Origin of the sequence: Paenibacillus cymbidii (genome assembly GCF_004764705.1) — a bacterium.
In the GTDB taxonomy this organism is placed as follows: domain Bacteria; phylum Bacillota; class Bacilli; order Paenibacillales; family NBRC-103111; genus Paenibacillus_AN; species Paenibacillus_AN cymbidii.
On the sequence record NZ_SHLX01000016.1, the window covers coordinates 120,895 to 145,687 of the forward strand.

Below are 24,793 nucleotides of genomic sequence, written 5' to 3' on the forward strand. Positions count from 1 at the left end.
TCGTTACGGCAAACAACAGCATGAAGCTCTGGATGGGCGACCGCTCGCGGAAGGGAGATGCCGTGTGAGGGCGGAATTCATATACGACGAGAGACTGGGCATCCATATTCCCGAGCTTGACCGCGACTGGGAGCAGTACGGCGAAGCCGACCGTTCGGCCATTCTGGAGCGATGGGAGCATATTCGCGGCGCCATTCCCGATCGGATCATGCAACTGGAAGCGATCATCATCGCCAAGCAGGCGCAGCTCGACCGGGAGGACGATTTTGCCGCCAGCTGCCGTTTGACGTGGGAAATTGCCGAACAAGCAAGCATCATCAACGACTTGCACATCTGGTACCGCACGCAGCAGGATTACGGCGTGCGCATGCACATGTAACAAAGGCAAGGGTGGGATAACGCATGGAACATTGGACGACCGCCGTTTGGCTGCGCGAGCTGCTTTCGGAAACGCCGGAGCTGGCGCCGACAGCAGTGCGCATAACGACGGCCGACGCGCGGATTGCGGCGCTCGAGCCGGCGGCAATGACGGCGACGGCGCACGGGAGCCGGACGGACGCGCTGGCCGTCAAATCCGGCCTTTATTTGTGGAATGGCAGCCTTGACGCTTCGCACGCCATTTCGCAAGATTTGCACGACCGGACCGGAAGCTTCTGGCACGGCATCATGCACCGGATGGAAGGCGATTTCGACAACGCCAAATACTGGTTTCGCCGCGTAGGCGATCATCCGGTGTACGAGCAGCTGCAGCGGGAGGCGGCTGCCGTCATCCGCGGAAGCGTTGTGCCGGAGCCGAACGGGCGCAGCCGGATCGGCGCTGCGGATTTCGGGCGGCTTGTGCAGGGCGGGAGCTGGCAGCCGTACGACTTCGTCGACTTGGTCCGCACGCAGGTCGACCGCGGCGGCAGCGCCGAAACCGGCGCGCTGCTCAGGCGCTTGCAGGCGCTGGAATGCAAGCTGCTGCTGAACGCCTGCTGCATGGCATGCTGCGGAGGTACGTTATTTGAATCACTCGACTGACACCAAGAATCTCGTGCCGAAGCAGCCGCTCTCCTTGATGAGCCGCGTGTACCGCTACGTGCTGCCGGAGGTGAGCGAACAACTCGCCGCCTGGCGCCGCTTCGCGGAGACGATGCCGGACGAGGAGCTGCGCCGGCAAGCGATCGCCAGCATGACGGACAAGCGGTTTCATTGCGAAGGCGGGGCCGTATACGCCGCCGCCAATTTGCCGAAGCGGCACGTGCTCATTCCGCTCATCGTCGCGTTCCAGACGATAAGCGACTATTTGGACAATTTATGCGATCGCAGCACATCGCTTGATCCCGCCGATTTTCGCGCGCTGCATCAATCGATGCTGGATGCCGTCCACCCGCAGCGGCCGCTCGGCGACTACTACGCCCACCGTGCGGAGCAAGAGGATGGCGGCTATTTGGCAGCGCTTGTCAAGACGTGCCAGTCGTGCGTCGGTTTGCTGCCTTCGTACGACGCGGTGAAAGAGGATGTGTCCTGGCTCGTTTCGCTTTACTGCGACCTGCAGGTGTACAAGCACATCCGCCCCGACAAGCGCGAGGATGAACTGGCCCGCTGGTGGTCGGCGAACGAAAGCGGCTATTCGTCGCTGCGCTGGAACGAGTTCGCGGCGGCGACGGGCTCGACGCTCGGCGTGTTTGCGCTGTTTCTTGCCGCGGCCGAACCCGGCTTGACCCGGGAGCGGACGGCCGCCATTCGCGAGTCTTATTTTCCGTACGTATGCGGGCTGCACATTCTGCTCGATTATTTGATCGACCAGGAGGAGGACCGCATCGGCGGCGACCTGAACTTCTGCAGCTACTACGAAAGCACGGAAACGGCTGTCGCCCGCATTGCCGACATCGTGAAGAAGGCACGCGAGCAAGTGGCGCAGCTGAAGACGCCGGCGTTTCACCGGATGATTATCGAAGGGCTGCTGGCGCTTTATTTATCCGATCCGAAAGTGCGTTCCCAGCGCGAAGTGCGCAGCGTATCCCGGCTGCTGATGAAAGGCAGTCCGATGACGCGCCTGTTTTTTTGGGCGAACAGCTATTGGATTCGGCGGTTGACCGGACGCAGCTGATTGCGGAGCGACGTTTCTTTGGCAGTTTCACCATTACCATAAGGGAGCAGGGAGTTTATGACGATCAAATCGATTGCGGTATTGACCAGCGGAGGCGATTCGCAAGGCATGAACGCGGCGGTGCGTTCCGTCGTGCGTAGCGCGCTGTTTAACGGGCTGGAAGTTTACGGCGTGCAGCGCGGCTATTACGGGCTCATCCACGACGACATCCGGCCGATGGACTTGCGCAGCGTGGGCGACATTATTCAGCGCGGCGGCACCATTCTGCAAACGGCGCGCTGCAAGGAAATGACGACGCCGGAAGGCCAGCAGCTGGCGGCCGACAACTTGCGCCGGCGCGGCATCGACGGGCTCGTCGTCATCGGCGGCGACGGTTCGTACCAGGGCGCGAACAAGCTCGGCAAGCTGGGCATCCGCACGATGGGCTTGCCGGGCACGATCGACAACGATATTCCGTTCACCGACTTTACCATCGGCTTCGATACGGCGGTCAGCATCGTCGTCGATGCGATCAACAAGCTGCGCGACACGATGTCGTCGCACGAGCGGGCATCGGTCGTTGAGGTAATGGGCCGCCACTGCGGCGATATTGCGCTTTATGCGGGACTTGCGAGCGGTGCGGAAGCGATTCTTGTGCCGGAAATGAACGTCAACGTCGACGATGTGGCGCATCGAATGAAACAAAATTTCGAGCACGGCAAACGGCACAGCATTATCATCGTTGCCGAAGGCGTAGGCAAAGGCGAAGACGTCTCGGCGCGCATTACCGAGCTTGTCGGCATCGAGCCGCGCGTTACGGTGCTCGGCCACATTCAGCGCGGCGGCACGCCGACGCACAATGACCGGATTCTGGCGAGCCGGCTGGGCGACTTTGCCGTGCGCCAGCTGATTGCCGGCGAGTCGGGCAAGGCGTGCGGCGTCATTCACGGCCAACTGGTGGCGACCGATATTGATACCGTCGTCCACACCAAAAAAGTGTTCAACCAGGAGATGTACGAGCTGGCGCTGCGGCTCTCGCAGTAAGCCGAAGGGGCCGCAGCCGTTGCGGCCTAATCCCGTTGCCATTTCACACTTTATATACTACTATGTATATTAAGTGGGAGGGGGGGTAACGGATGAATGTGTTTATCCTGAACGGAAGCAATCGCCGGCATGCAACAAGCACCAAGCTGACAACCTATATCGGCAGGCTGCTTGCGGAGATGGACATCGAGGTGACCGTTTTCGATCTTTACGGCAAACCGCTGCCTTTTTATAGCCCGGATGAAGATGCGGAAGATGCGAATGTGCATGAAATGCGCGAAGCGGCAGGGCGAGCCGACGCGATCATACTGGCGACGCCGGACTATCACGGCAGCTTGTCCGGCGTGCTGAAGAACGCGCTCGATTTTCTCGGCAAAGACCAGTTCGATTCCAAACTCGTGCTGTCGGTCAGCTCGGCGGGAGGCGCCGTCGGCACCAGCTCGCTTACTCACATGCAGGCGATCGTCCGCAACGTGCATGGCGTCAATTGCCCGGAGTGGATTTCGATCGGCGCGGAGCAGCGCCGGTTCGGACCGGACGGCGAACCGGAGCAGGACAAGGTGAAGGAACGCGTGAAGCGGGTGCTTCATTATTTTGTCGGGCTGGCTCGCCAATTGCGCGGCATCGACTCGTAACCGTCCTGATACAAGCCATCAGCGAAGGCCATCCCGGCGGGATGGCTTTTGTTGTCATTGTTGAAAGCGGGGGAATACGGCGTTTATTTGCGTTCGATGTTTGCATTTGCCGTATATTGAACATCCTAAGCGGGAGCAACGCAACTTTTTCCAGCGGAAGGATGAGCATATCGATGCGCAACTCGAACAAATGGCTCGCCGCCATCTGCTTCGCGGCGCTGGCCGGCTGCAGCAGCACGACGGGGGCGAGCGTCATGACCGGCGGTCACGACGGGCACGGCCAGCATGCCGAACCGGCTGCGCCGCTCGCGGCAAAAGCGAACATCATTAACGGCAAGGGGGAAACGATCGGGATGGCCGAGTTTGCGGAAACGCCGGCCGGCGTGCAGATTCGCCTGCAAGTATCCGGATTGACACCGGGCATTCACGGCTTCCACATTCACGCGAAAGGGAAGTGCGACATTCCGGACTTTAAAACGGCCGGAGACCACTTCAATCCGCAGATGAAAAAGCACGGTTTCCACAACCCGCAAGGGCCGCATGCCGGCGACTTGCCGAACATCAACGTCGGCAGCGACGGCAAAGCGACGGCGGAGGCGATCGACAAGCGCGTCACCCTCGTAAGGGGCAAACCGAACTCGCTGTTGAACTCGGAAGGGACCTCGCTCGTCATCCACGCCGACCCCGACGATTATCAAACTGATCCAGCCGGCAACTCCGGCGCGCGTGTCGCCTGCGGCGTTATCGGTTAAGGGAAGTTTCGGCGGCTTGCAAAAAACCGCGCCTCGCAGGCGCGGTTTTTGCCGTTCATTTGTAATTGACGCCCGGCGTGTACGAATTGCCCGCATCCCAGAGCAGAAATTCCTGGATTCCATTGTCCTTGAGCGCACGAATTTGCTCTTCGACTTCGTGTTTGCCGTAAGCGATATGGCCGGGCACCCAGGTGGCGGTAAAATCCTGGATCCATGGCCGCACAACCGGCTTGATGTCTTCGATCGGCTTCATCTTGTTTAGCGTGTCGATGGCCGCGCCGTTGATGGTGGCGTAAGGAGCGGCATCGGGCACTTTCTGCTTGAACCAGCCGGTATCGTAATGGCTCGGATAAATCATCGGGCAGATGACGTCGGTATTTTCCGCGATTTTGTTAAAATCTTGCCCGATGCCTTCCGCGGCCGGTACGGAGGCGGCATAGCCGAAAATATCGACCGATACGCGCACCCCGAGCGGCGTCAGCTGCTCACGCGCATATTTGACGAAGGAGGCGACGGCATCGATGCGAGACCGTTCATCCTTCGTGTACTTGAGTTTGTCGGCGCGCGTCTCGAAGCCTTCGGGGAAACGTACGTAATCGAACTGGATTTCCTTGAAGCCGGCTTTGGCCGCTTCCTTGGCTACCGCAATGTTGTAATCCCATATTTCCTTGCTGTACGGATTGACGAAGCTGTCCTTTTTGCTGTTGGTCCAGACGGAGCCGTCCGGGTTTACAAAAGACAAGTCCGGCCGCTTGCCCGCCAGCACCGTATCCTTGAACACGACGATCCGCGCGATCGGGTACACCTGATGTTCGTTCATGGCGGCCATCATTTTGCCGATGTCGGGGATCAGCTTCTCCGTTGTGCCCATCGCTTCCAACTCGGGATTGCCCGTTCTGTAAGTAATGTACCCGCGATCGTCCTTGATGTCGACGACCATGGCGTTCAGATCGGTATCGTCGAGCAGCTTCAGCAGCGTATTGAAACGGCTGCCGCCGGCGCTGTAAGCGGTGGCGTATATGCCTTTGACGACCGGCGCGTCCTTCTGCGGGTCGACTTTGTTGATCGGCCGCAGCGGGTCGGGCGTCGCTCCGGGCGCCATCTGCGACACGATCGGCGGCTTGTTCGCTTCCTCGGCAGCCAGTACAAGTTGATCGAGGGTCAAATCGGGGTGGGCGCCGGTCAAATTCCCCCAAATCATCATAAGCAGTGCAAGCAACATTTCCATGGTGTCCGGCCGCTTCCTTTCGAGTGCTATGATTGCTGTGCTTTCAAATTGCATCGATCAATAAATTTTATTATAGTGCAAGGGTCCCGTCAGGCACAGAGGAAATTTGACGCATTTTGTCGGCTGCTGCCATCTTCTATTTTGCTGCGAGATGCGTTAGGATAGAACGTATTGGCAAAGGCATGTCTACTTTTCAGAAAAGCAGGGCGTCATCGATGAACCGACCGATTGTTTTAGCCAGCGGACTCAATTTTACTTATTACACCACGACGGCCGTTTTGACACCGCTGCTGCCGCTTTATTTGGCCGCGGAAGGGTACTCGAAGGCCGAAATCGGCCTGTTTATGATGGTCGGCCCGTTCGTGGCCGTTTTTGCCCAGCCGATCTGGGGGTTTCTGAGCGACCGGTTTCATACGACGAAACGGATTATTTATTTGCTGTGGCTGCTTACGGTAGCGTCCAGTGTCGGTCTGTTTACGACGCACAGTTTTTCGCTGACGTTCACTTTCATGCTGCTGCTCTATTTCTTCATGCTTCCGTCAACGCCGCTGCTTGACAGCATGTCGATCAAGATCGGTCAGCAAGCGGGAGTTTCCTACGGTTCGATCCGGTTGTGGGGATCGGTCGGCTTCAGCACGTTCGCCATTGTCGCGGGCCTGCTGCTGCCGCTGTTCGGCGGCATTACGCACATTGGCTGGATGTATTGGATCATCTGGCTGGTGCCGCTGTCGCTGCTCGCTTTTCAACGCGACGAACAGAGGGTGGCGGGCCGCAAGCCGATCACGTTCCGTTCGATGAACGCGCTGCTTCGCGACCGCCGGTTCGTCTGGTTTCTTGCGATGGTGTTCCTGCTCTCCGTCCCGCACCGGATGAACGATGCGCAATTCGGGCTGTTCATCACCGATCTTGGCGCAAGCCCGTGGATGGTGTCGCTCGGCTGGTCGCTTGCGGCGATGAGCGAAGTGCCGACGTTTGCGCTGCTGAGCCGTTTTATTCAGCGGTTCCACGAGCTGCCGCTGCTCGGCATTGTGTCCGGCTTGTTCACCATGCGCTGGATTTTGTACGCGTTGATTGACGATCCGTGGGTGCTCATGTTCGCGATGACGCTGCATGCGGTGACGTATGCCGCGTTCTGGATCATCGCCGTGCAGTATGTGATGCGGCTTGTGCCCGCGGATATGGGGTCTTCCGGGCAATCGCTGCTGTCGGCCAGCTTCATCGGACTGGCGGGCATCACGGGTGGTTTCCTCGGAGGATGGATGCAGCAAACGTTCGGCGGCGGATCGATGTACGGTTATGGCGCCATATTGTCCGGGTTGGCGATGCTGCTTTTCTTTGCGACACATGCCCGCATGCGCCGGAAGGAAGCCAGGCAGGCTAGCTCGGCCGCCCTGTAGCGAACGCAAAAACAACCCCCGCCATGGCGGGGGTTGTTGTGACCGGCTTGTGGTTCACTTTCAGTGAATCAAGTCGTCTTTCTGGTGCTCGGAAATGCTGAATTGTACGATTTCGACGGCGTCTTCGACGTCAAGCGCGGCGATGCCGTTGACGAGGACGATGTCTGTTTCAAGCTCGGTACGTGTCAAAAAGGGGTATAAATCCGGTGTCAATTTCATCACAATGCTGGACAGCTTTACCGTTTCCACAGGCATCACCCTTCCAATCGAGATGTGTAACGCGATTAGAAAAAGACTGTTGAGGAAAATGCGCAAGCCTGCATGCGAGCCCAGAAACGCTATGAAATTATACCCTTCCTTACATTAACCAGTATACCACAATTTCAAAACGATGTGTCACGGCGGGCGATTATTTTCGCTTGGTGAACGATCCGGAGCGGGAGCTGGTGCTCGGTTTCGTTGCCGTTGCCGGTTTCTTGACGCTGGAGCCGTCGTTCTTGCGCACGCTTGAAGAGCTGCTTGAACTTGACTTCGAGCTGCCGGAACTGCTCGTGCTGCCCGATTTGTTCGTCGTAAACGTCCCGGAGCTTCCCGTCGACGAGCCGGATGACGTGCCTGGCTTGCTCGTGCTCGTTGACGTCGAGCCGCTGGAGCCTGTTGCCGGCGGAACGGCTGCGGTGCCCGAATCGGCAGCGTCCTTGCTCTTGAATGTGCCGGTGCGGTCCGATGTGGACGGCGTGTCTTTCGCTTTGGGCGGCGTTGTCGCCTGCGTGTTGCGCGGGGCGTCGGTCGTATTGTAGCCCCCGTAGCCGGTACCGGATCCCGAGCTTCCGGAAAGGGCGTCGCCCAGACTGCCAAGCAGCGTGTTCACGAGCGATGCGGTCAAATAACCGTTCAGGAACGATGAATCGTAGTGACTCTTCGCGTAGGAAACGGAATCAATTTCGACGAGCGTGCCGCCTTCGTTTGCGGGGTCCTTCTGCACGTTGATGACTTTGTCGTCGTACAGCAGGAACATGCGGTCTTCGTTTTCCTTGCTTTTTTCCTTTGGCGTTTCCTCCGCCGCAATTTCATTTGCGACAACAGGCACCGTTTTGCCGCTGACGGCGTACACTTTGGCATTTTCCTTGCCGGCGCCCTGCACGTCGACCAGCGGATAATGATCTTTCATGTAGCCGCTTGCGTTGCCGCTGCCGGTAAACGCAAAGAACACGATGATGGCAAAAGCGACAAGGCCGAACATGATTAGCCAGCCGGAATATTTACGGAAACGATCCAATGCCGGTCACCTCCTGCTGATGAAGCCCGTCTTCCCGCGCGGGCAGCCGCCTGGGGGCGGCCATGGCCGTCAGTGGGCCGATTTGAGCCATTTCACTTCCGCTGCCGGTGTCCGTTCTCCTTGCAAGGCGATGAACTTGCCGTCCTGCCATTGCAGGAAGAAGTAGCGATCCCTGGAAGAAAAATAGCGCCACACAAGCACTTCGTCGCCGCTGCGGAAATCGGTATTGCCTTCCGAGCGAGCCATGTCGCTGCGATGGCTTTCGAGGTCGTAGCTCACTTCGCCGTCGACGTCGAGCCGGGTAGGCACATCGTTCGGGTTGTCGAGCGCGCCTTCGATGAATTCGCAAAGAAAACATTCGTACTGCCGGCCTTTCTCTACCACCAGGCAGGAAATGTTGCGTCCGCTCTGCAGATAGTAAGCGAACCGATGAGGCGCATAACCGCGGTCGAAATAAGCGACTTTGCCCGAGACGACGTATTCTTCCAGATCGACCGTTACGATATCGCCGACCTTGGCATCTTCGAAAGGATTGACGGACGGCAGCGGCTGCTGCTCCTTGTTGCTTCTGATGATAGATCCGATGCGTTTGAAAATCGACATGATTCCAGCGCTCCTTTGCGGTTCACACGATAACTGTACCTTACCTTACGTTTTGTGTCGACGGCAAGTTTCGCCCTCTGAAAATTTGTCAACTTTTTCTGCAAACAGGCTGGCTTTTTTTATTTGTTTCGTGGTATTATAATATAGATGTTCTTAAGGACGGCGGTATTTTCCTGCTGGTTAGGAAAATACTTTTTTGTTGTGTATCGGCAGTACGCTCAGATGAGGATACTAAGAAGCATTCGGGACAAGTCGTGCTTAAGAGACAAAGAAAAGAAAGGCGAAAGCCTTTCGAATAAGGATAAGGAGAATGAACGATTGAAAACTTTTAACGAATTCGGCCTGGAGCCGAAGGTACTCCGCGCCATTACGGAAATGGGCTTTGAGGAAGCGACGCCGATCCAGGAGAAAACGATTCCGCTCGCGATGGAAGGTCGCGATTTGATCGGGCAGGCGCAAACGGGTACCGGCAAGACGGCAGCGTTCGGCGTGCCGCTTATTCATAAAATCGAAGTGCAGGAAGACCGGATTGTCGCGCTGATTATGTGCCCGACGCGGGAGCTTGCGATTCAGGTTGCGGAAGAAATCGAGAAACTCGGCCGGTTCAAAGGCATCCGTTCGCTGCCGATCTACGGCGGTCAGGACATTGTCAAACAGATCCGCGCGCTGAAGAAACGCCCGCAAATCATTATCGGCACGCCGGGACGGCTGCTCGACCACATCAACCGCAAAACGATCAAACTCGACGATGTGCAAACGGTCGTTCTTGACGAAGCGGACGAAATGCTCGATATGGGCTTCATGGAAGACATCCAGTCGATTCTGAGCCTCGTGCCGGAAGAACGCCACACCATGCTGTTCTCGGCAACGATGCCGATCAACATCCAGAAGCTCGCCCAGCAGTTCCTGCGCGAACCTGAGCACGTATCGGTCATTCCGAAGCAAGTCAGTGCGCCGCTGATCGAGCAATTCTACATCGAATTGCAAGAGAAGCAGAAGTTCGAAGTATTGTGCCGCCTGATTGATATGGAAGCGCCCGATCTGGCGATCATTTTCGGCCGCACGAAGCGCCGCGTCGACGAGTTGGCCGAAGCGCTGCAGAAGCGCGGTTATTCCGCGGAAGGCTTGCACGGCGATCTGTCGCAGAACCAGCGCGACGCCGTCATGCGCAAGTTCCGCGACAACAGCATCGATGTGCTCGTCGCTACCGACGTAGCGGCTCGCGGTCTTGACGTCTCCGGCGTCACGCACGTCGTCAACTTCGACTTGCCGCAAGATCCGGAAAGCTACGTGCATCGCATCGGCCGTACGGGCCGCGCCGGCAAGGAAGGCACGTCGTGGACGTTCGTCACGCCGCGCGAAATCGACCATCTGCATTTCATCGAGAAGATCACGCGCCATCGCATCGCGCGCAAACCGCTGCCTAGCTTGGCGGAAGCGATCGAAGGCAAGCAGAAGATGACGGCGGAACGCATCATCAACGTGCTGCAGAACGAAGAAAGCCAGGAATTCAAGGCAGTAGCCATCCAGATGCTGGAGCAATACGATTCCGTCAACTTGCTCGCGGCGGCGATAAAGCTGCTGACCGGCGACAAGAAGGATGTTCAGATTGAATTGACGCCGGAGGATCCGATCCGCGCGAAGAAGCGCCGTCCGGATGTACGTTCGAACGGGCGCCGTCCGAACTCGAGTTCGGGCTACGGCAGCCGCGACAGCCGGCCGCGCAGCGGCGGTTACGGCAGCGGAAGCGGAAGCGGCGGCGGTTACGGCAGCCGCGATTCGCGACCGCGTCAAGGCAGCCGCGACGGCGGTTGGGACAATAACCGCGGCGGTGGCGGCGGTTACGGCAGCCGCGGCGAGCGCAGCTACCGCAGCGAAGGCTCGAAGCAGGGCGACGGCTCGCGCGGCGGCCGCGAAGATTTCGCCAACCGGTAAGTCGTTAGGGCGCAAAAGTGAAAAACCGGGCAGCTCGCGCTGTCCGGTTTTTTCTTGCGTGGCGGCGAGCGTGCATATTATTGGTAGCGGTTCGCGTCTGCTGGTTATCCCGTTGGCTCAGACTGGTGGGTCGGCTGAGTCTGCGCGGGGGAGGGGCGAGTGGAGGTCGGCGTCGGTTCGTGTCTGTTCGTTATCCCGTTGGCTCAGTTGGCGTTTGTATGGATCGAGTGCAAAGTGTAGCCTGAATGATGTCACTGCATCATAAGGGGGCACTTTTTTTCAATGGGAGATAAAAGTTGTTGATGTTGAGATTGAGTCGAGGGGATTCGGCAGAAAGGAGGCTAGGAGAGGACAACCCGGTTCCAGTCTGAGCGAAGGGGATAGCGGGCAGAAGGGGAGTTCGGAGAAGACACTTCGGTTAGGTCTGAATTCAGGAATACCTGACAGATAGGATAAGGGGGAGACGGCTTGGTTCCGGAAATAACCAATTAAAAATGGCCTATTTGCCCAAGTGGTTGTCCATCGCCATTCGGCCTGCTCTGCCGAGCATAACCAGCGGCGAAGCCTGCCGAGTACGCAAAAAACCTCCGCCGCGGCAGAACCGGGACGGAGGGTTTGAATGTTCGGAAAACGGACTGCTCATTTGACAACGAGCACCGGAACTTTGGCATGCTGCACGACATAGTGGCTGACACTACCGAGAAACAACTCGCGCAGATTGCCGAGACCGCGGCTGCCGATGACGATAAGATCGCAGCCGTTTTCGGCAGCGTAATCGACGATCGTCAGGCCGGGAGCGCCTGTCGTCCGGGTCGTATCCGACTTGTTCGGAACGCCGGCAAGCCGCTTGCGGGCTTCCTGCAGCACGCTTTCGGCGGCTTCCTCGTATTCCGCCTGAACGGACTCGGGCGCAACCACAAGCGCCTCGCCGATGACGGCTTGCGGGATAGGGCCGACGTGAAGCACGCTGATGCGCGATTGCGGCTCGTACGATGCCAGGGCAATTGCGGTATCCAGGGCATGATTGGACGGCTCGGAGCCGTCATAGGGAACCAAGACGTGTTGATAGGCCATCGTTGACACTCTCCTCCCAAGCGGATCCTACTAGAGGTCGTTCAAAAAGCCGGCTTTTTGAACACGCACTAATAGTTTGGACAATTCCAAATCGTTTGAAACCAATTGTACGCCTGTTGCCGGCAAGCCGCAAGTGAACGTTATACGACAAATAGCCCTGTAGTGCGAAAGAGGCTCTTATACGACAAAAAAAGCCTTCGTGCGGCTAATCCGCACGAAGGCCCGTTCCGGAAATGTCCGGGATTTAGATGAAACCGCGAAGGACAATCACCAGAAGAATGAACAGCACCAAAATAATGCCTGCCGAAGTAAAACCGCCAAACCCTACGCCTGTCGACATGGTTTCCTGCCTCCTTTTCTTCAGTGGATTGCCGGCTGGTAATGTATCATATGTCAAATGGCGGCTGCGGATTAGACAGCTACCTATTCCCGCGAAAATAGGCTATAATGGGGGTAAACGAGCGGGAGCGCCCGCTTTGTTCGCTTTTCGCCAATAAGAGGAGGAAACGGCTTTGGAAATGCGCGGCATCATGGGCGGATTTTACAAGATCTCGGAGTGGATCATGCGATTGTCCGTCACCAACATTCTGTGGGTTATTTGTTCGAGCCCGTTCTTTTTCCTGCTCCTGTCGATGCTGATCAGCCCGGGAGTATCGGAAGACGGCGGCGTTACGAGTGATATAGTGAAACAATGGCTGCTTACGCTGGCCATCGTCGCTCCGTTCACGCTTGTGCCGGCAAGCGCTGCCATGTTCTCCGTCGTGCGCAAGTGGGTGATGGGAGAAGAAGACGTGCCGCTATTCAAAACGTTTTTTCGCGGTTACAAGCAGAATTATTTGCAGAGCATGCTCGGCGGTCTGATTTTCCTTGCAATCGCCGTCATCCTGTACATCAATTTCCTGTTCTACACGAGCCAGTCGGATACGATGAAGCTGTTGTCCTATTTGTTCATCATGTTGTTTGTGCTGCTGGTAGGGGCGTTCCTGAACTTTTTGTCGATCACCGTGCACTTCCACATGAAACTGTTCCAAATCGTCAAAAACGCATTCCTGCTGACGATCGGCAATCCGATCGGCACGATCGTGACGCTGGTCTGCAGCGGGTTCATCATGTACATCAGCTCGAAGTACACATTCCTGATCCCGTTCTTTATGGGCAGCCTGATCGCTTTTGTCGCCTTCTGGCAGTTTTACCGCAATTTCCAGCGCATCCAGGACAAGATGGAGAAGCTGGCGCAGAAGGAGCAGGAAGGCAAGGAAGGCAAAGGCAAGGGGAAAGAAACCGAGAAGATCGAACCGCTCGCTTTGGACGACTCGGCGAATCGATCGTCAGAAGATGGGCAGGCTAACAAGTAACGGCGGTTTACAAACGCCGCGCAAGGAAGTATAATAAGGCTCACGCGCGATTTCCTGCGATGTTCGTTACGGTTTAAGTTGTTTTGAACCAATGACTGTTTCTTGGGAGACCAATATCGAATCGCGGCTGTCACGCCCCCAAAAGGGGACTTCAAAAGCGGTTTTGCGGACACCCACCTGCGAGAGCGGGTTTGAAACGCCAAATCGGACGGCATAGGCGGGTTTTTGCGCACCATATGCGAACTTGGCACCTCTTTGGAGGTGCTTTTTCTTTTGCCGATCGATGAGCTTCGCCAAGTCCGTGAATTCACTTCGAATGATCGACTCTCGCTTTGTGTGGAGATTCTGTTAACTGAAGTCGAGGGAAGGGTTATTTTGTTGTAAACACGTCGATTTTTGGATAAATATGTCGTACAATCGAAATGAAAAAAGAAAATATGGCCCGGAGGCTCACCATGGAAAACGCAAGAAAACGCAACATTCGTTTTACGATTCGCCGCAAGCTGCTGGCGATTACGCTGGTGTTGCTGATTGTGCCGATTGCCGTGCTCGGTTCGATTGGGTACTATGTCTCATACAAGGAAACGAACAAGCTGATCGAAAAAAACATCCAGAACAGCGTGGAGCTGGTGCTCGCCGAGATCGCATCGATGGACGAATCGGTCAAAAAAGGAACGATTACGCTCGACCAGGCGCAGGAAAACATGAAAACGATGCTGCTCGGCCCGAAGCAGGACGGCAAGCGCCCGATCAACAAAGACATCGATCTTGGTCCGAACGGGTATTTTTTTGTGATGGACGTAAAAGGAACCGAACTGGCGCATCCGTCGCTGGAAGGCCAGAATATTTGGGACAAACAAACGAAGGACGGCACCTATTTCATCCGCGACATGATCGGCAAAGCGCAGCAAGGCGGCGGCTTTACCTACTATAACTGGCCGTTGCCGAACCAGACGAAAGAAGCCATGAAGGTGACCTATGCCGAGTTGGCGCCGCAATGGGGCTGGGTCGTCTGCGCCGGCTCCTACATGATGGATTACAACGCCGGACAAACGCGTATTCTGCACGCGATTTTGTGGACGTTCATCGGCTGTTTCGCCGTTGGCGCGATCATACTGCTGCTGTTCTCGCTGCATATCTCCAGACCGCTTGCCCAAATGGCGCGGACGGCGGAATTCGTGGCGGAAGGCGATTTGACCGCACCGGCGCTGCGCGTAACGAACAAGGACGAAATCGGCTGGCTGTCCGAAAGCTTCAACCGGATGACGGGAACGCTCCGTCAGCTGACCGGGCAGCTCGGGACGAGCTCGGACGGCGTATCCGAAGCATCCGTGAGATTGGCGACAGCCATTCGCGAAACGACGGATGCAACGACCAGCATGTCCGTAGCGATTCAGGAAATGGCCGATTCGGTCGACGTTCAAGCGCGCAGCGTGCAGGAAAGCGCGCGTACGATGGAGGAAATGGCGACCGGCATTCAGCGCATCGCCGTCACTTCTTCGACTGCGTACGAATCGTCGGCGGCAACGCTGCAGGAAGCGGAAGCGGGCAATGCGGCCAGCGAACGAATGGCGGAGCAGATGAATGCCGTGCGTTCGACGGTAGGCGAACTGGCCGGCGTCGTCAATGTGCTGAACGATCGTTCTGAGCAAATCGGCGCCATTGTGCAATCAATCAAGGAGTTGTCGTACCAGACGAATTTGCTGGCGCTTAACGCTTCGATCGAAGCGGCGCGGGCCGGCGAGCACGGCAAAGGATTCGCCGTCGTCGCCGCGGAGGTCAAGAAGCTTGCGGCGCGTTCGAACGCGTCGGCCGTCGAAGTGGAAACGTTGATCGCCGCGGTTCAGTCCGATATCGGCGGAGCCGTAGCGGCGATGGACCGCGGCGAGCGGGAAGTGCAGACCGGCGTGGAGACGCTGCGAGAGACGAGCGAGGCGTTCCGCCGCATCGTCGAGGCGACCCGCCATGTCGTCGATCAAGTGCAGGAAACGTCGGCGGCCATGGAGCAAATGTCGGCCGGGACGGAGCAAGTAGCCGCATCGCTGCTGGAAATGGAGCGCAGCGCGGCGCGCGCGGCCGATTCCACGCAGTCCATCGCCGCGACGGCGCAGGAACAATTGGCGACGATGGAATCGATCGAAGCATCGGCGGAGTCGCTCAACGAGATGTCGCTGGCGCTGCAAAAAGGCATCCATCGCTTCAAGGTATAAAGGGAAAAGGGCAACCGAACAGACAACGAAAAAAGCGCTCCTTGGGGCGCTTTTTCTTTTTTGGGGCGAAATGCAGTAATAATCCTTCCAGCGGAAGGCATACTCCAAGTAAAGGCATGCAGCCGAAATTCGCAAACCGAAATCGGCCGCGGCCTGACAGCGGTGCAAAGGAGACGCCATGAAACCGATTCGCTGGCTGCTGCAGGAATGGAAAAGCGTGGTTCGCTCCCCCAAAACAGTCGTTCCGCTGCTCGGGATTTTGCTGATCCCGATGCTGTACAGCGGCACCTATTTATGGGCGTTCTGGGACCCCTACGCACGTGTGGAAAAGCTTCCGGTCGCCGTCGTCAACGAAGATCGCAGCGTCGTTTACGAAGGGAAGACGTTTGCGATCGGCGACGAGTTGGTCGCAGAACTGAAAAAGGATGCGGCATTTGATTGGCATTTTGTCGATCGCGAGGAAGCGGAGCAGGGGCTTATGCGGTACCGGTATTATTTTGAAGTGGTGATACCGGATTCGTTCTCGCAGCGGGCGACTACGATCGGCGCCGCGCAGCCGACTCCGCTTGAACTGGTGTTTAAAGCCAACGAAGGCGTCAATTATTCGGTGTCGCGCATCGGCCAGACCGGCGTGGAAACGATCCGCCAGAAGCTGTCGCAGCGGCTGATCGAAAGTTACGCGGAAGGCATCTTCGCCCAGTTCGAGGAAGTGCGAGGCGGCATGCGGCAAGCGGCCGACGGCGCGCGAGAGCTGGCGGCGGGCGCAGCGGGCGCGGATAACGGCGCCAAGCAGCTCGCGGACGCCGCCGCGGCGAAGCAGCCGGCGGTTGCGCAGCTCGCGCAAGGGGCGCAGGATGCGGCGAGCGGCGCCGCAAGGCTATCGGCAGGAGCACAAGCGCTGCAAAGCGGCGCCGGGCAGCTGTCCGGCGGGCTCGCGCAGCTGGGCGACGGCTTGAAGCCGCTGCAAGCGGGAGGCGCGCAGCTTGCCGGCGGCCTGACGCAAGCGGCGGACGGAGCCGGCCGGCTGGACCAGGCGCTCGGCGGCTTGGCCGCGGCGCACCCGGAGCTTGCGCAGGACGCTGCGCTGCAGGCCGCGCAGGCCGGCGGGAAGCAGCTGGCCGCAGGTGCGGCGCCGCTTGTTAAAGGAGCCGGCGACTTGTCCGCCGGGCTGGTCGCCTATGCGCAGAAACAAGCGGAAGCGTCCGCCGGCGCCGGCGAATTGGCCGCCAAGTCGAAGGAGCTGACGGCGGGGGCGGCATCATTGCAGAAGGGCAGCGAGTCGCTGGCGCAAGGGACGAAGACGCTGTCGGCCGGCTGGAGCGACATGACGGCGCATTTGCAGGCGCTGGAAGGCGGGCTGCGGCAGCTGGCGGACGGCGGGACGAAGCTGGCGGATTCGCTGTCGGACGGTGCGGACCGGTTGGCAGCGGTGAACGGCGCGCAGCCGCTCTACGCGATGCTGGCGAACCCGGTGCATCTGCGCGAGGAGTCGGTGCACCGACTGCCGAACTACGGGACGGGTATGGCGCCGTTTTTTATTTCGGTCAGCTTGTATGTCGGCGCGCTGCTGCTCAGCACCGTATTCCCAATGCGCGATACGGCGCAGCCGGCTCCGTCGGCCGGCATCTGGTTCGTCTCCAAGTTCGCCATTCTCGCCGCCTTGTCGCTTGGCCAGGTGATCGTTGCGGCGCTCGTGCTGACGTGGGGCGTTGGCTTGCAGCCGCTGAACGCCTTCCAATTGGTCGGCTTCATGTTCGTTTGCAGCCTGGCGTTTATGGCGCTTATCCAACTGCTTGTGGCGGCGCTCGACAATGTCGGCAAGTTCATCGGCATTTTGCTGCTCGTGCTGCAGCTCACGGCGACGTCGGGCACGTTTCCGGTGGAGCTGGTGCCGGCTTTTCTGCGAACGGTGCACGCTTACCTGCCGATCACGTATACCGTGGAGGGGCTGCGGGCCATCATTTCGACCGGCGATACGCCGCTGCTCTGGCGCGATGCGGGCGTTGTCGCCGCGTTCGGAGCCGCCTCCGCGCTGTTGACGCTGCTTGTCATGAGGCGACAACTCGGACGCGGCGGCAAACAGCCGCCGGAACAGCAGCCGCGACTGGAATGGGCGGACAGTCGTCCGTAGAGCCGGGTGCTCGCGCCGGTGCCTTACTTGTGTCCGGCCAGTCCGGCCAGTTCGTGGAACGAACTTTTGAGCAGCGGATACAGGCTGCGGTATACTGCGTAGTAGCGCTCGTACGCTTCGCGGCGTTCGGGCGACGGTTCCGTCCGGTCGGTCACGGCGATCCAGCGGTCGCACAGCGAAGCGATGCTTTCGCCGCTGACGCCGGAGGCGGCCATCACCGCTGCGCCGTAAGCCGGGCCGTCGGTCGAATTGACCGTCACGACCGGGTAACCGAAGATGTCGGCGATCATCTGCCGCCAGAACGGGCTGCGTGCGCCGCCGCCGCTCACGCGCAGCTCGCTGACGCTTACGGAGGACGCTTTCATCAACTCCAGCGAGTCGCGCAGGCCGAACGTGATGCCTTCCAGCACGGCGCGGGTCAAATGCGCCTTCGTATGGCGCATATTCAGCCCGATAAAAGCGCCGCGCGCCTGCGGGTCGGGATGCGGCGTACGTTCGCCGGTCAAGTATGGCAGGAACAGCAGCCCTTCGCTGCCGATCGGCGCTTGTTCGGCAAGCGCGGTCAAATACTCGTACACGTCTTTGCCGTCGCGCGCGGCGAGCTGAAGTTCTTCGTAGGCAAAATGATTTTTCCACCATTGGAACGATCCGCCGGCCGCCAGCATAACGCCCATGCGGTGCCATTTGCCGGGCACGCCGTGGCAGAACGAATGCAGCCGGCATTCGGGATCGACCTGGTAACTGTCGTCATGCACAAACACGACGCCGGACGTGCCAAGCGCGACCGATGCGATGCCGCTCTTGACGACGCCGACGCCAACGGCGCCGCACGCCTGATCGCCGCCGCCGGCGACAACCGGCGTGCCCGCCCGCAGCCCGGTAGCTTCGGCAGCGGCGGCGGTGATCGCGCCGGCCACTTCGTTGCTTTCGTACAGCGGCGGCAGCCACTCGGCCGGGATGCCGAGCGCCTCCGTCACGTCGCGCGACCAGCGGCGTCCGGCTACATCAAGCAGCAGCGTGCCGCTGGCGTCCGCCATGTCCATGCCGAGCGCATCGGTAAGCTTCAGCCGCACATAATCTTTCGGCAGCAGCAAATGGGCGACGCGGGCATAGTGCTCCGGCTCATGCTGGCGCAGCCAAACAACCTTAGGCGCGGTGAAGCCGGTCAGCGCACGGTTGCCGGTCAACTGCCCGAGCCGTTCGCGGCCGATCGTCGCTTCGATCCACTCGCACTGCTCGCCGGTGCGCTGGTCGCACCACAGCAGCGCCGGGCGAACCACACGCCGCTGCGCGTCGAGGAAGACGGAGCCGTGCATTTGCCCCGACAAGCCGACGCCGAGCACTTCGCCGCCGTTAACGCCCGATTGGGCCAGCAGCTCGCGTACGGCGCGCGCCGTGCCGTCCCACCAATCTTCCGGACGCTGCTCCGCCCAGCCGGGATGCGGCTGCAGCAGCGGATATTCGACGCTATGACTGCTCCGGACGCTGCCGTCAACACCTACCAGAATGCATTTGACCGCCGATGTTCCCAAATCGATCCCCAAATAGTACCCCATAACGAACACCTCGCCTTTCACAGTGGTTTGTTTGTGCCATCTTTGTTTATTTATTTTACAAAGTAGATAGGTAATATATTCGGACTGCTTCGGCAAAATCCTGCCTGCCGCTTTCGATCGCGGCAAAAATCGGCTACAATGCTTGAGAGACAACCGTGCGGCGGAATAATAAAGGGAGTGGGGCAGCAATGGAAAGGCAGCATATGACCGGCGACAGCTCGTTGTTGAAATCGATCAACCAGACGACGCTGCTGGCGATCATCCGCCATCATGCGCCGATCTCGCGGGCCGAGCTGGCCAAACGGACGAAGCTGACCCGGGCGACCGTATCTGCGCTCGTCGAGCCGCTCATCGCCCGCCATCTGGTGGCGGAGACCGGCATCGGTCCGTCCAGCGGCGGACGCAAGCCGCTGCTGCTGGAAGTAAACCGATCCGGCGGCTACGTCATCGGCGTCGACTTGCAGGCTACTTCGCTGCTGCTGCTTGTCGCCGATCTGGCCGGTGGCAAAGTGGAGCGCATTTGCGCCGAATATGAGCGGCCGGACGATCCGGAGGCGACGCGCGACCAGTTGCTCTCGCTGATCGAGCAGGCGCGCGGCCGGTTGCCGGCTTCGCCGCTCGGGTTGTGCGCCGTGGGCATCGGCGTTCACGGCTTCGTCCGGCATCCGGGCGAAACGATAAGGTTCGTGCCGCATTTTGGCTGGAAGCGGGTCGATTGGAAAGCGGAGATGGAGGCGCGGCTCGGCGTGCCGGTGTGGATCGACAACGAGGCGAATTTGGCCGCGCTTGGCGAGCTGGAGACGGACGAAACGGCCGCTTTGACCGATATGCTGTATGTCAGCGTCGGCGCCGGAATCGGCGCCGGACTCATTCTCGCCGGCGAAGTATTCCGCGGCCGGCGCGGTTATGCGGGCGAAGTCGGGCATACGACGATCGTGCAGGGAGGCCTTGCGTGCACATGCGGCAACAAGGGCTGCCTCGAAATGTACGCGTCGGAGAAAGCGTTCGCCGCCATGCTCGATTTGCCGTACCGGCCGGGCTTCACGGAGCGGGCGCTGAAGCTGCTCGAAGCCGGCGATATGCGCGCTCATGCCGCTTTGGCCGATATCGGCGCCAGTCTCGGATCCGGCATCGTCAATATGATGCACACCTTCGATCCGCAGGCGGTAGTTGTCGGCAATGCGATCGCCCGCTACAAACGCTGGCTGGCGCCGGCGATCGAACAGGCGCTCGGCAATCGCTTGCCGTTCGTCGACTACGGTTCGGTTGCGATTCGTTTCTCCGTGCTCGGGGACGAAGCTTGTGCGACCGGCGCCGTATTTCTCGGCATTCGCCGGTTGTTCGAGCTGCAGGACCGGCAGCCGGCGTAACCTCACAAAGGCTGCCGTGCCCCATAACAGGGCAGGCAGCCTTTGCGCGTTCGTTGCGGCAAGATCAGCTCGTAAATTCTTGCGTCCAGTAGTACCCGTAGGATCCGCCCTGGGCCAAGCCGACGCCGATTTTCGTATAGTTGGCGTTCAGGATGTTGGCGCGGTGTCCGGCGGAGTTCATCCATGCATCGACGACCGCAGCCGGGCTCGTTTGTCCCGCGGCGATGTTTTCGCCGGCGTAGCCGTAGGAAATGCCGAAGCTTTGCATCATATCGAACGGCGAGCCGTACGTTGGCGAGGTGTGCGAGAAGTAGTTGTTGTCGCGCATGTCCTCGGATTTGTAGCGGGCTACGCGGGCCAGCTGCCAGTCGTTTGCGAGCGGCGACAAGCCTTGTTTGGCGCGTTCGGCGTTGATCAGGTCGACCACTTGCGTCTCCCACGATTGTTCGGCCGCGGTGCCCGGTATATGAATCGTTTGTTGCGGATAAATCAAGTTCGGATCGGCGAGCTGGGGATTCGCAGCCGTCAGCTCGGACAAGCCGATCTGGAATTTGGCGGCGATTTTCCAAAGCGTGTCGCCGGAGACGACGGTGTAATTCGTTGCGCTTGCGGCCGACGACGTTCGCGGATAGGCGGCGAACGATACGGACATGGCGATGGCGCAAGTGGCGAGCATCCATTTGAACGTTCGAGTTTGCACGTGTCGTTCCTCCTGTACGTTGTTTTTTGGGTTTCGCGCCGCCGTTGCCGGCTGACGGTCCGCCCAGTCGGTTCCGTTCCATCATAAAGCATCGGTTGCACGATCGAAACCCCATAATGTTGGAAAAATTGGTGCCATACAGTTACGGCTTGACAACGTTCGCGGCCTCGACTTGGCCGGAAGAGCAGGAACTGGATAGGAATAGGTTGAAATGTCCGGATTTTTGTGGTAAAGTCATAATTGCTCTTCGGGTCCGTAGCTCAGCTGGCAGAGCAGTTGACTCTTAATCATCAGGTCGTGGGTTCGATCCCCACCGGGCCTATACGCAAGTGAAACGAACGAGGACAAGCAGTCCGGCATCCTGAAGCCGAGGCTGCTTTCTTCCATTTTGGGCCATGTTTCGGAGGTGCCGGATGTTTGCGGAAGAACGTTATATCAGAATCGTCGAGCAAGTCAGCAGCCAGGGCAAAGCTACCGTAGGCGAGCTTAGCGCAGCGCTTGGCGTGTCGCCGGTGACGATTCGCCGCGATCTGGAGACGCTGGAGGCGCGGCGGCTGCTCGTGCGCACCCATGGCGGCGCGATGCCGGCGGACAACGAGCCGCTCGAAGTGGCGCAGGAGCGCTCGTTCAACGAAAAGGCGGGCGCGCTGGCCGCCGAGAAGCTGCGCATCGCCGAAGCCGCGGCGCAGCTCGTGAAAGACGAGGAAGCGATTCTGCTGACGCCGGGTACGACCAACATGCTGCTGGCGCGTCTGCTTGCCGGCAAACGGGCGCTTACGGTCGTGACGAATGCGGCGAACATCGCCATCCAGCTCAGCGAAACCGGCGACGCCGACGTCCATCTGATCGGCGGCATCATGCGGCGCAAGTCGTTCGGGCTGGTCGGTCCGCAAGGCGAAATGGCGCTGCGAGGCATTCGCGTCGACAAGCTGTTCCTCGGCGTGGACGGCCTCGACTTCGACGCCGGCCTGACCACGCCGAACATTCAGGAAGCGAGCATCAACCGGACGATGATCGACATCGCCAAACAAGTGATCGTCGTCGCCGACCACAGCAAGTTCGGCCGGGTCATGTTTTCCCGCATCGCCGGATTGGACGCCGTTCATACCGTCATTTCCGATAAAATGCTGCCGAACCAGGCGGCCGATCGCCTTCGCGAGCTAGGCATCGAGCTTATTTTAGTCTAGACGAAACCGCATTTTTGACATAAAATAGGGTTGAAACGAAAGTAAACGAAACGAAGTTATCACAAACGATCAAATGTGGAGGGCGCATTCATGAGCAATACCAATCGTTTGCTCGATCAATTTATCGAGCTGTATGGCGGCGACCGGGCCGCGATCCGCGTGTTTCACGCTCCCGGCCGCGTCAATCTGATCGGCGAACATACCGATTACAACGGCGGCTACGTGTTTCCGGCTGCGCTTACTTTCGGCACGACGATGCTGATTCGGAAGCGCGACGACCGCACGGTGCGGTTTGCTTCGACGAACTTTCCGCTGCGCAAGGACATCGCCGCAGACGGGATGGCTTACGCCAAGGAAGACGACTGGATCAACTACCCGAAAGCGATGTTCGTTCATCTCGGGCAGCGCGGCTACACGTTCGGCGGCTACGACATCATGTTCCACGGCGAAATTCCGAACGGTGCCGGATTGTCCTCCTCGGCGTCGATTGAAGTGGTGACCGGCTACGGCCTGCTGGCAACGGAAGGCGTCGCCGATATCGACAAAGTGCAGTTGGCGCTTATTGCCCAGGAATGCGAAAACAAGTTCATCGGCGTCAATTGCGGCATTATGGACCAGTTCACGGTGGCGATGGGGCGCAAGGACCATGCGATTCTGCTGATGTGCGGGACGCTGGCGTACGAGCATGTGCCGTTCCAGGCGCAAGGCTACAAAATCGTCATCGGCAACACGAACAAGAAGCGCGGTCTCGTCGATTCCGAATACAACGCCCGCCGCGCGCAATGCGAGCAGGCGGTGCAAGATTTGCGCGCGGCTTATCCGCAGTTGAACCTGCTGGGCGAGCTGAATAAGACGCAGTTCGCCGAAAGCGCCGCGCTCATTCCGGATGAAACGGTGCGCAAGCGGGCGCGCCACGTGATCGAAGAAAACGATCGCGTGCTCGAATCGGTCGAGGCGCTGCGCGGCAACGACCTTGTCCGTTTCGGCAAGCTGATGATCGCTTCGCACGAATCGTTGCGCGACTTATATGAAGTGACATGCAAGGAACTTGACGTGATGGTGGAAGAGGCGCTGCGCACGGAAGGCGTGCTCGGTTCGCGCATGACCGGCGCAGGCTTCGGCGGATGCACGGTATCGTTGGTCGAGGAAGATCAGGTGGAAACGTTTATTCGCCAGGTGGGCGAGGCGTATGAAGCGCGGACCGGGTTGAAGCCGGCGTTCTACGTCGCCGATATCGGCGACGGAGTGACCGAAATTAGCGAGGGGGAATAAAACAATGGCCATTCTCGTCACCGGCGGAGCCGGATATATCGGATCGCATACGGTAGCCGAATTGCTGGCGAACGGCGAAGAGGTCGTCATCGCCGACTCGCTTTATCAAGGGCACCGGGAAGCGGTGCTCGGCGGCAAGCTGTATGTCGGCGACATTCGCGACGGCGAGTTTCTCGATACCATTTTCCGCGAAAATGAAATCGAAGCCGTCATCCACTTTGCCGCCAACTCGCTCGTCGGGGAAAGCATGCAGAATCCCGGCAAATATTATCACAACAACGTGTACGGCACGCTCTGCCTGCTGGAGAAAATGACGGCAAACGGCGTTCGCGCCATCGTGTTTTCGTCGACGGCCGCTACTTACGGCGAACCGGAACGGGTGCCGATCCGCGAGGAAGACCGCACGCTGCCGACGAACGCCTACGGCGAAACGAAGCTGGCGATGGAAAAGATGATGCGCTGGTTCGACACCGCGCACGGGGTCAAATTCGTGTCGCTGCGCTATTTCAACGCGGCCGGCGCGCACGAAAGCGGCACGATCGGCGAAGACCATTCGCCGGAAACGCATCTTGTGCCGCTTATCCTGCAAGTGCCGCTTGGCAAACGCAGCCACATTTCCGTCTATGGCGACGACTATCCGACGGAGGACGGCACCTGCATTCGCGACTATCTGCACGTCTCCGACCTGGCCGACGCCCATCTGCTGGCGCTGAAGCGGCTGCGCGAAGGCGGCGACAGCGCCGTCTACAACCTTGGCAGCGGCAAAGGCTTCTCCGTCAAGGCAATGATCGAAGTGGCGCGCAGCGTGACCGGCCATCCGATTCCGGCGGTGGTGGAAGGCCGCCGCGCCGGCGATCCGGCCGTGCTGATCGCCTCTTCGGAGAAGGCGCGCGCCGAGCTCGGCTGGGTACCGAAGCGCGACAGCCTGGAAGCGATTATTTCGACGGCGTGGCAATGGCATCGCCATCACCCGGACGGATACGCGGAATAAAGA

At 59.1% G+C, this 24,793-nt stretch carries 23 protein-coding genes, 1 tRNA gene and 1 other RNA gene; 17 read left to right on the forward strand and 8 right to left on the reverse strand.

The features are described from left to right. Positions 1-64: 64 nt before the first annotated feature. From EXY20_RS21660 to EXY20_RS21685, 6 genes are all read left to right on the forward strand, one after another. Positions 65-379, forward strand: coding sequence for a hypothetical protein (locus EXY20_RS21660; RefSeq protein ID WP_135554198.1), 315 nt, complete (start codon positions 65-67; stop codon positions 377-379). A gap of 23 nt (positions 380-402) precedes the next feature. Next, positions 403-1,020, forward strand: a complete 618-nt coding sequence (locus EXY20_RS21665) for a hypothetical protein (protein ID WP_135554199.1) — start codon at positions 403-405, stop codon at positions 1,018-1,020. Between the two features lie 37 nt (positions 1,021-1,057). Further along, on the forward strand, positions 1,058-2,092 hold the full coding sequence (locus tag EXY20_RS21670) for a tetraprenyl-beta-curcumene synthase family protein (RefSeq protein WP_135554289.1): 1,035 nt from the start codon (positions 1,058-1,060) through the stop codon (positions 2,090-2,092). Positions 2,093-2,149: 57 nt separating this feature from the next. Further along, entirely contained in the window at positions 2,150-3,115 is a 966-nt protein-coding gene (gene pfkA / locus EXY20_RS21675; RefSeq protein WP_135554200.1) for a 6-phosphofructokinase, read from the forward strand. Between the two features lie 92 nt (positions 3,116-3,207). After that, positions 3,208-3,750, forward strand: a complete 543-nt coding sequence (locus tag EXY20_RS21680) for an NADPH-dependent FMN reductase (protein ID WP_135554201.1) — start codon at positions 3,208-3,210, stop codon at positions 3,748-3,750. Between the two features lie 173 nt (positions 3,751-3,923). Continuing rightward, complete coding sequence (locus EXY20_RS21685; protein WP_235886132.1) at positions 3,924-4,502, forward strand: superoxide dismutase family protein; 579 nt, start codon at positions 3,924-3,926, stop codon at positions 4,500-4,502. 55 nt (positions 4,503-4,557) lie between these two features. On the opposite strand, the gene EXY20_RS21690 is transcribed toward EXY20_RS21685, so the two are convergent. Beyond that, a complete protein-coding gene (locus EXY20_RS21690; protein WP_135554203.1) occupies positions 4,558-5,730 on the reverse strand; it encodes a putative glycoside hydrolase in 1,173 nt (390 codons plus the stop codon). Positions 5,731-5,945: 215 nt separating this feature from the next. Here EXY20_RS21690 and EXY20_RS21695 point away from each other — a divergent pair, with 215 nt between their 5' ends. Beyond that, positions 5,946-7,127 (forward strand): MFS transporter, encoded by a 1,182-nt coding sequence (locus EXY20_RS21695; RefSeq protein ID WP_135554204.1) that lies wholly within the window; start codon positions 5,946-5,948, stop codon positions 7,125-7,127. Between the two features lie 60 nt (positions 7,128-7,187). On the opposite strand, the gene EXY20_RS21700 is transcribed toward EXY20_RS21695, so the two are convergent. The 3 genes from EXY20_RS21700 to EXY20_RS21710 all read right to left on the reverse strand — a co-directional run bounded on the left by EXY20_RS21700 (position 7,188) and on the right by EXY20_RS21710 (position 9,009). Further along, positions 7,188-7,382, reverse strand: coding sequence for a hypothetical protein (locus tag EXY20_RS21700; RefSeq protein ID WP_135554205.1), 195 nt, complete (start codon positions 7,380-7,382; stop codon positions 7,188-7,190). A 154-nt stretch (positions 7,383-7,536) separates the two neighbouring features. Then, positions 7,537-8,406 carry a DUF4247 domain-containing protein gene (locus tag EXY20_RS21705; RefSeq protein ID WP_135554206.1) on the reverse strand — a complete coding sequence of 290 codons (870 nt, stop codon included), beginning with the start codon at positions 8,404-8,406 and terminating at the stop codon, positions 7,537-7,539. A gap of 69 nt (positions 8,407-8,475) precedes the next feature. Beyond that, positions 8,476-9,009: a DUF4178 domain-containing protein gene (locus tag EXY20_RS21710; protein WP_135554207.1), complete on the reverse strand. Its 534-nt coding sequence runs from the start codon at positions 9,007-9,009 to the stop codon at positions 8,476-8,478. 318 nt (positions 9,010-9,327) lie between these two features. Here EXY20_RS21710 and EXY20_RS21715 point away from each other — a divergent pair, with 318 nt between their 5' ends. After that, entirely contained in the window at positions 9,328-10,944 is a 1,617-nt protein-coding gene (locus EXY20_RS21715) for a DEAD/DEAH box helicase (RefSeq protein ID WP_135554208.1), read from the forward strand. Between the two features lie 639 nt (positions 10,945-11,583). Here EXY20_RS21715 and EXY20_RS21720 read toward each other — a convergent pair. Together EXY20_RS21720 and EXY20_RS21725 are read right to left on the reverse strand one after the other, a co-directional pair. Then, positions 11,584-12,018: a universal stress protein gene (locus EXY20_RS21720; RefSeq protein ID WP_135554209.1), complete on the reverse strand. Its 435-nt coding sequence runs from the start codon at positions 12,016-12,018 to the stop codon at positions 11,584-11,586. Positions 12,019-12,262: 244 nt separating this feature from the next. Next, complete coding sequence (locus EXY20_RS21725; protein WP_135554210.1) at positions 12,263-12,358, reverse strand: sporulation protein YjcZ; 96 nt, start codon at positions 12,356-12,358, stop codon at positions 12,263-12,265. Positions 12,359-12,536: 178 nt separating this feature from the next. Between EXY20_RS21725 and EXY20_RS21730 the strand changes: the two genes are divergently transcribed. From EXY20_RS21730 to EXY20_RS21745, 4 genes are all read left to right on the forward strand, one after another. Then, complete coding sequence (locus EXY20_RS21730; RefSeq protein ID WP_235886140.1) at positions 12,537-13,373, forward strand: YesL family protein; 837 nt, start codon at positions 12,537-12,539, stop codon at positions 13,371-13,373. Positions 13,374-13,421: 48 nt separating this feature from the next. Beyond that, positions 13,422-13,601, forward strand: a non-coding RNA gene (gene ssrS / locus EXY20_RS21735) — 6S RNA. Between the two features lie 227 nt (positions 13,602-13,828). Then, positions 13,829-15,583 carry a methyl-accepting chemotaxis protein gene (locus EXY20_RS21740; RefSeq protein ID WP_167859416.1) on the forward strand — a complete coding sequence of 585 codons (1,755 nt, stop codon included), beginning with the start codon at positions 13,829-13,831 and terminating at the stop codon, positions 15,581-15,583. A gap of 178 nt (positions 15,584-15,761) precedes the next feature. Beyond that, positions 15,762-17,714: a YhgE/Pip domain-containing protein gene (locus EXY20_RS21745; protein WP_135554213.1), complete on the forward strand. Its 1,953-nt coding sequence runs from the start codon at positions 15,762-15,764 to the stop codon at positions 17,712-17,714. Between the two features lie 23 nt (positions 17,715-17,737). On the opposite strand, the gene xylB is transcribed toward EXY20_RS21745, so the two are convergent. Beyond that, complete coding sequence (gene xylB / locus EXY20_RS21750) at positions 17,738-19,270, reverse strand: xylulokinase (RefSeq protein WP_135554214.1); 1,533 nt, start codon at positions 19,268-19,270, stop codon at positions 17,738-17,740. Positions 19,271-19,458: 188 nt separating this feature from the next. Here xylB and EXY20_RS21755 point away from each other — a divergent pair, with 188 nt between their 5' ends. After that, on the forward strand, positions 19,459-20,640 hold the full coding sequence (locus EXY20_RS21755) for an ROK family transcriptional regulator (RefSeq protein WP_135554215.1): 1,182 nt from the start codon (positions 19,459-19,461) through the stop codon (positions 20,638-20,640). Between the two features lie 64 nt (positions 20,641-20,704). Here the strand turns inward: EXY20_RS21755 and safA are convergent, their stop codons facing one another. Further along, positions 20,705-21,292, reverse strand: a complete 588-nt coding sequence (gene safA / locus EXY20_RS21760) for a SafA/ExsA family spore coat assembly protein (RefSeq protein WP_235886141.1) — start codon at positions 21,290-21,292, stop codon at positions 20,705-20,707. Positions 21,293-21,589: 297 nt separating this feature from the next. Between safA and EXY20_RS21765 the strand changes: the two genes are divergently transcribed. From EXY20_RS21765 to galE, 4 genes are all read left to right on the forward strand, one after another. Beyond that, positions 21,590-21,662 (forward strand) — tRNA-Lys (locus EXY20_RS21765). A 91-nt stretch (positions 21,663-21,753) separates the two neighbouring features. Next, a complete protein-coding gene (locus EXY20_RS21770) occupies positions 21,754-22,527 on the forward strand; it encodes a DeoR/GlpR family DNA-binding transcription regulator (protein WP_167859417.1) in 774 nt (257 codons plus the stop codon). A gap of 90 nt (positions 22,528-22,617) precedes the next feature. After that, complete coding sequence (locus tag EXY20_RS21775; protein WP_135554217.1) at positions 22,618-23,799, forward strand: galactokinase; 1,182 nt, start codon at positions 22,618-22,620, stop codon at positions 23,797-23,799. Positions 23,800-23,803: 4 nt separating this feature from the next. Then, positions 23,804-24,790: a UDP-glucose 4-epimerase GalE gene (gene galE / locus EXY20_RS21780; RefSeq protein ID WP_135554218.1), complete on the forward strand. Its 987-nt coding sequence runs from the start codon at positions 23,804-23,806 to the stop codon at positions 24,788-24,790. Positions 24,791-24,793: the final 3 nt, after the last annotated feature.

Excerpts from the sequence above, each read along its gene's own strand:
- EXY20_RS21770 (WP_167859417.1), top strand. The coding sequence starts at position 21,754 with ATGTTTGCGGAAGAACGTTATATCAGAATCGTCGAGCAAGTCAGCAGC.
- EXY20_RS21685 (WP_235886132.1), top strand. The coding sequence starts at position 3,924 with ATGCGCAACTCGAACAAATGGCTCGCCGCCATCTGCTTCGCGGCGCTG.
- pfkA (WP_135554200.1), top strand. The coding sequence starts at position 2,150 with ATGACGATCAAATCGATTGCGGTATTGACCAGCGGAGGCGATTCGCAA.
- EXY20_RS21680 (WP_135554201.1), top strand. The coding sequence starts at position 3,208 with ATGAATGTGTTTATCCTGAACGGAAGCAATCGCCGGCATGCAACAAGC.
- xylB (WP_135554214.1), bottom strand. The coding sequence starts at position 19,270 with ATGGGGTACTATTTGGGGATCGATTTGGGAACATCGGCGGTCAAATGC.
- EXY20_RS21730 (WP_235886140.1), top strand. The coding sequence starts at position 12,537 with ATGCGCGGCATCATGGGCGGATTTTACAAGATCTCGGAGTGGATCATG.
- EXY20_RS21745 (WP_135554213.1), top strand. The coding sequence starts at position 15,762 with ATGAAACCGATTCGCTGGCTGCTGCAGGAATGGAAAAGCGTGGTTCGC.
- EXY20_RS21740 (WP_167859416.1), top strand. The coding sequence starts at position 13,829 with ATGGAAAACGCAAGAAAACGCAACATTCGTTTTACGATTCGCCGCAAG.
- EXY20_RS21700 (WP_135554205.1), bottom strand. The coding sequence starts at position 7,382 with ATGCCTGTGGAAACGGTAAAGCTGTCCAGCATTGTGATGAAATTGACA.
- galE (WP_135554218.1), top strand. The coding sequence starts at position 23,804 with ATGGCCATTCTCGTCACCGGCGGAGCCGGATATATCGGATCGCATACG.
- EXY20_RS21665 (WP_135554199.1), top strand. The coding sequence starts at position 403 with ATGGAACATTGGACGACCGCCGTTTGGCTGCGCGAGCTGCTTTCGGAA.
- EXY20_RS21690 (WP_135554203.1), bottom strand. The coding sequence starts at position 5,730 with ATGGAAATGTTGCTTGCACTGCTTATGATGATTTGGGGGAATTTGACC.
- EXY20_RS21755 (WP_135554215.1), top strand. The coding sequence starts at position 19,459 with ATGGAAAGGCAGCATATGACCGGCGACAGCTCGTTGTTGAAATCGATC.
- EXY20_RS21710 (WP_135554207.1), bottom strand. The coding sequence starts at position 9,009 with ATGTCGATTTTCAAACGCATCGGATCTATCATCAGAAGCAACAAGGAG.
- safA (WP_235886141.1), bottom strand. The coding sequence starts at position 21,292 with ATGTCCGTATCGTTCGCCGCCTATCCGCGAACGTCGTCGGCCGCAAGC.
- EXY20_RS21695 (WP_135554204.1), top strand. The coding sequence starts at position 5,946 with ATGAACCGACCGATTGTTTTAGCCAGCGGACTCAATTTTACTTATTAC.
- EXY20_RS21720 (WP_135554209.1), bottom strand. The coding sequence starts at position 12,018 with ATGGCCTATCAACACGTCTTGGTTCCCTATGACGGCTCCGAGCCGTCC.
- EXY20_RS21670 (WP_135554289.1), top strand. The coding sequence starts at position 1,058 with ATGAGCCGCGTGTACCGCTACGTGCTGCCGGAGGTGAGCGAACAACTC.
- EXY20_RS21775 (WP_135554217.1), top strand. The coding sequence starts at position 22,618 with ATGAGCAATACCAATCGTTTGCTCGATCAATTTATCGAGCTGTATGGC.
- EXY20_RS21725 (WP_135554210.1), bottom strand. The coding sequence starts at position 12,358 with ATGTCGACAGGCGTAGGGTTTGGCGGTTTTACTTCGGCAGGCATTATT.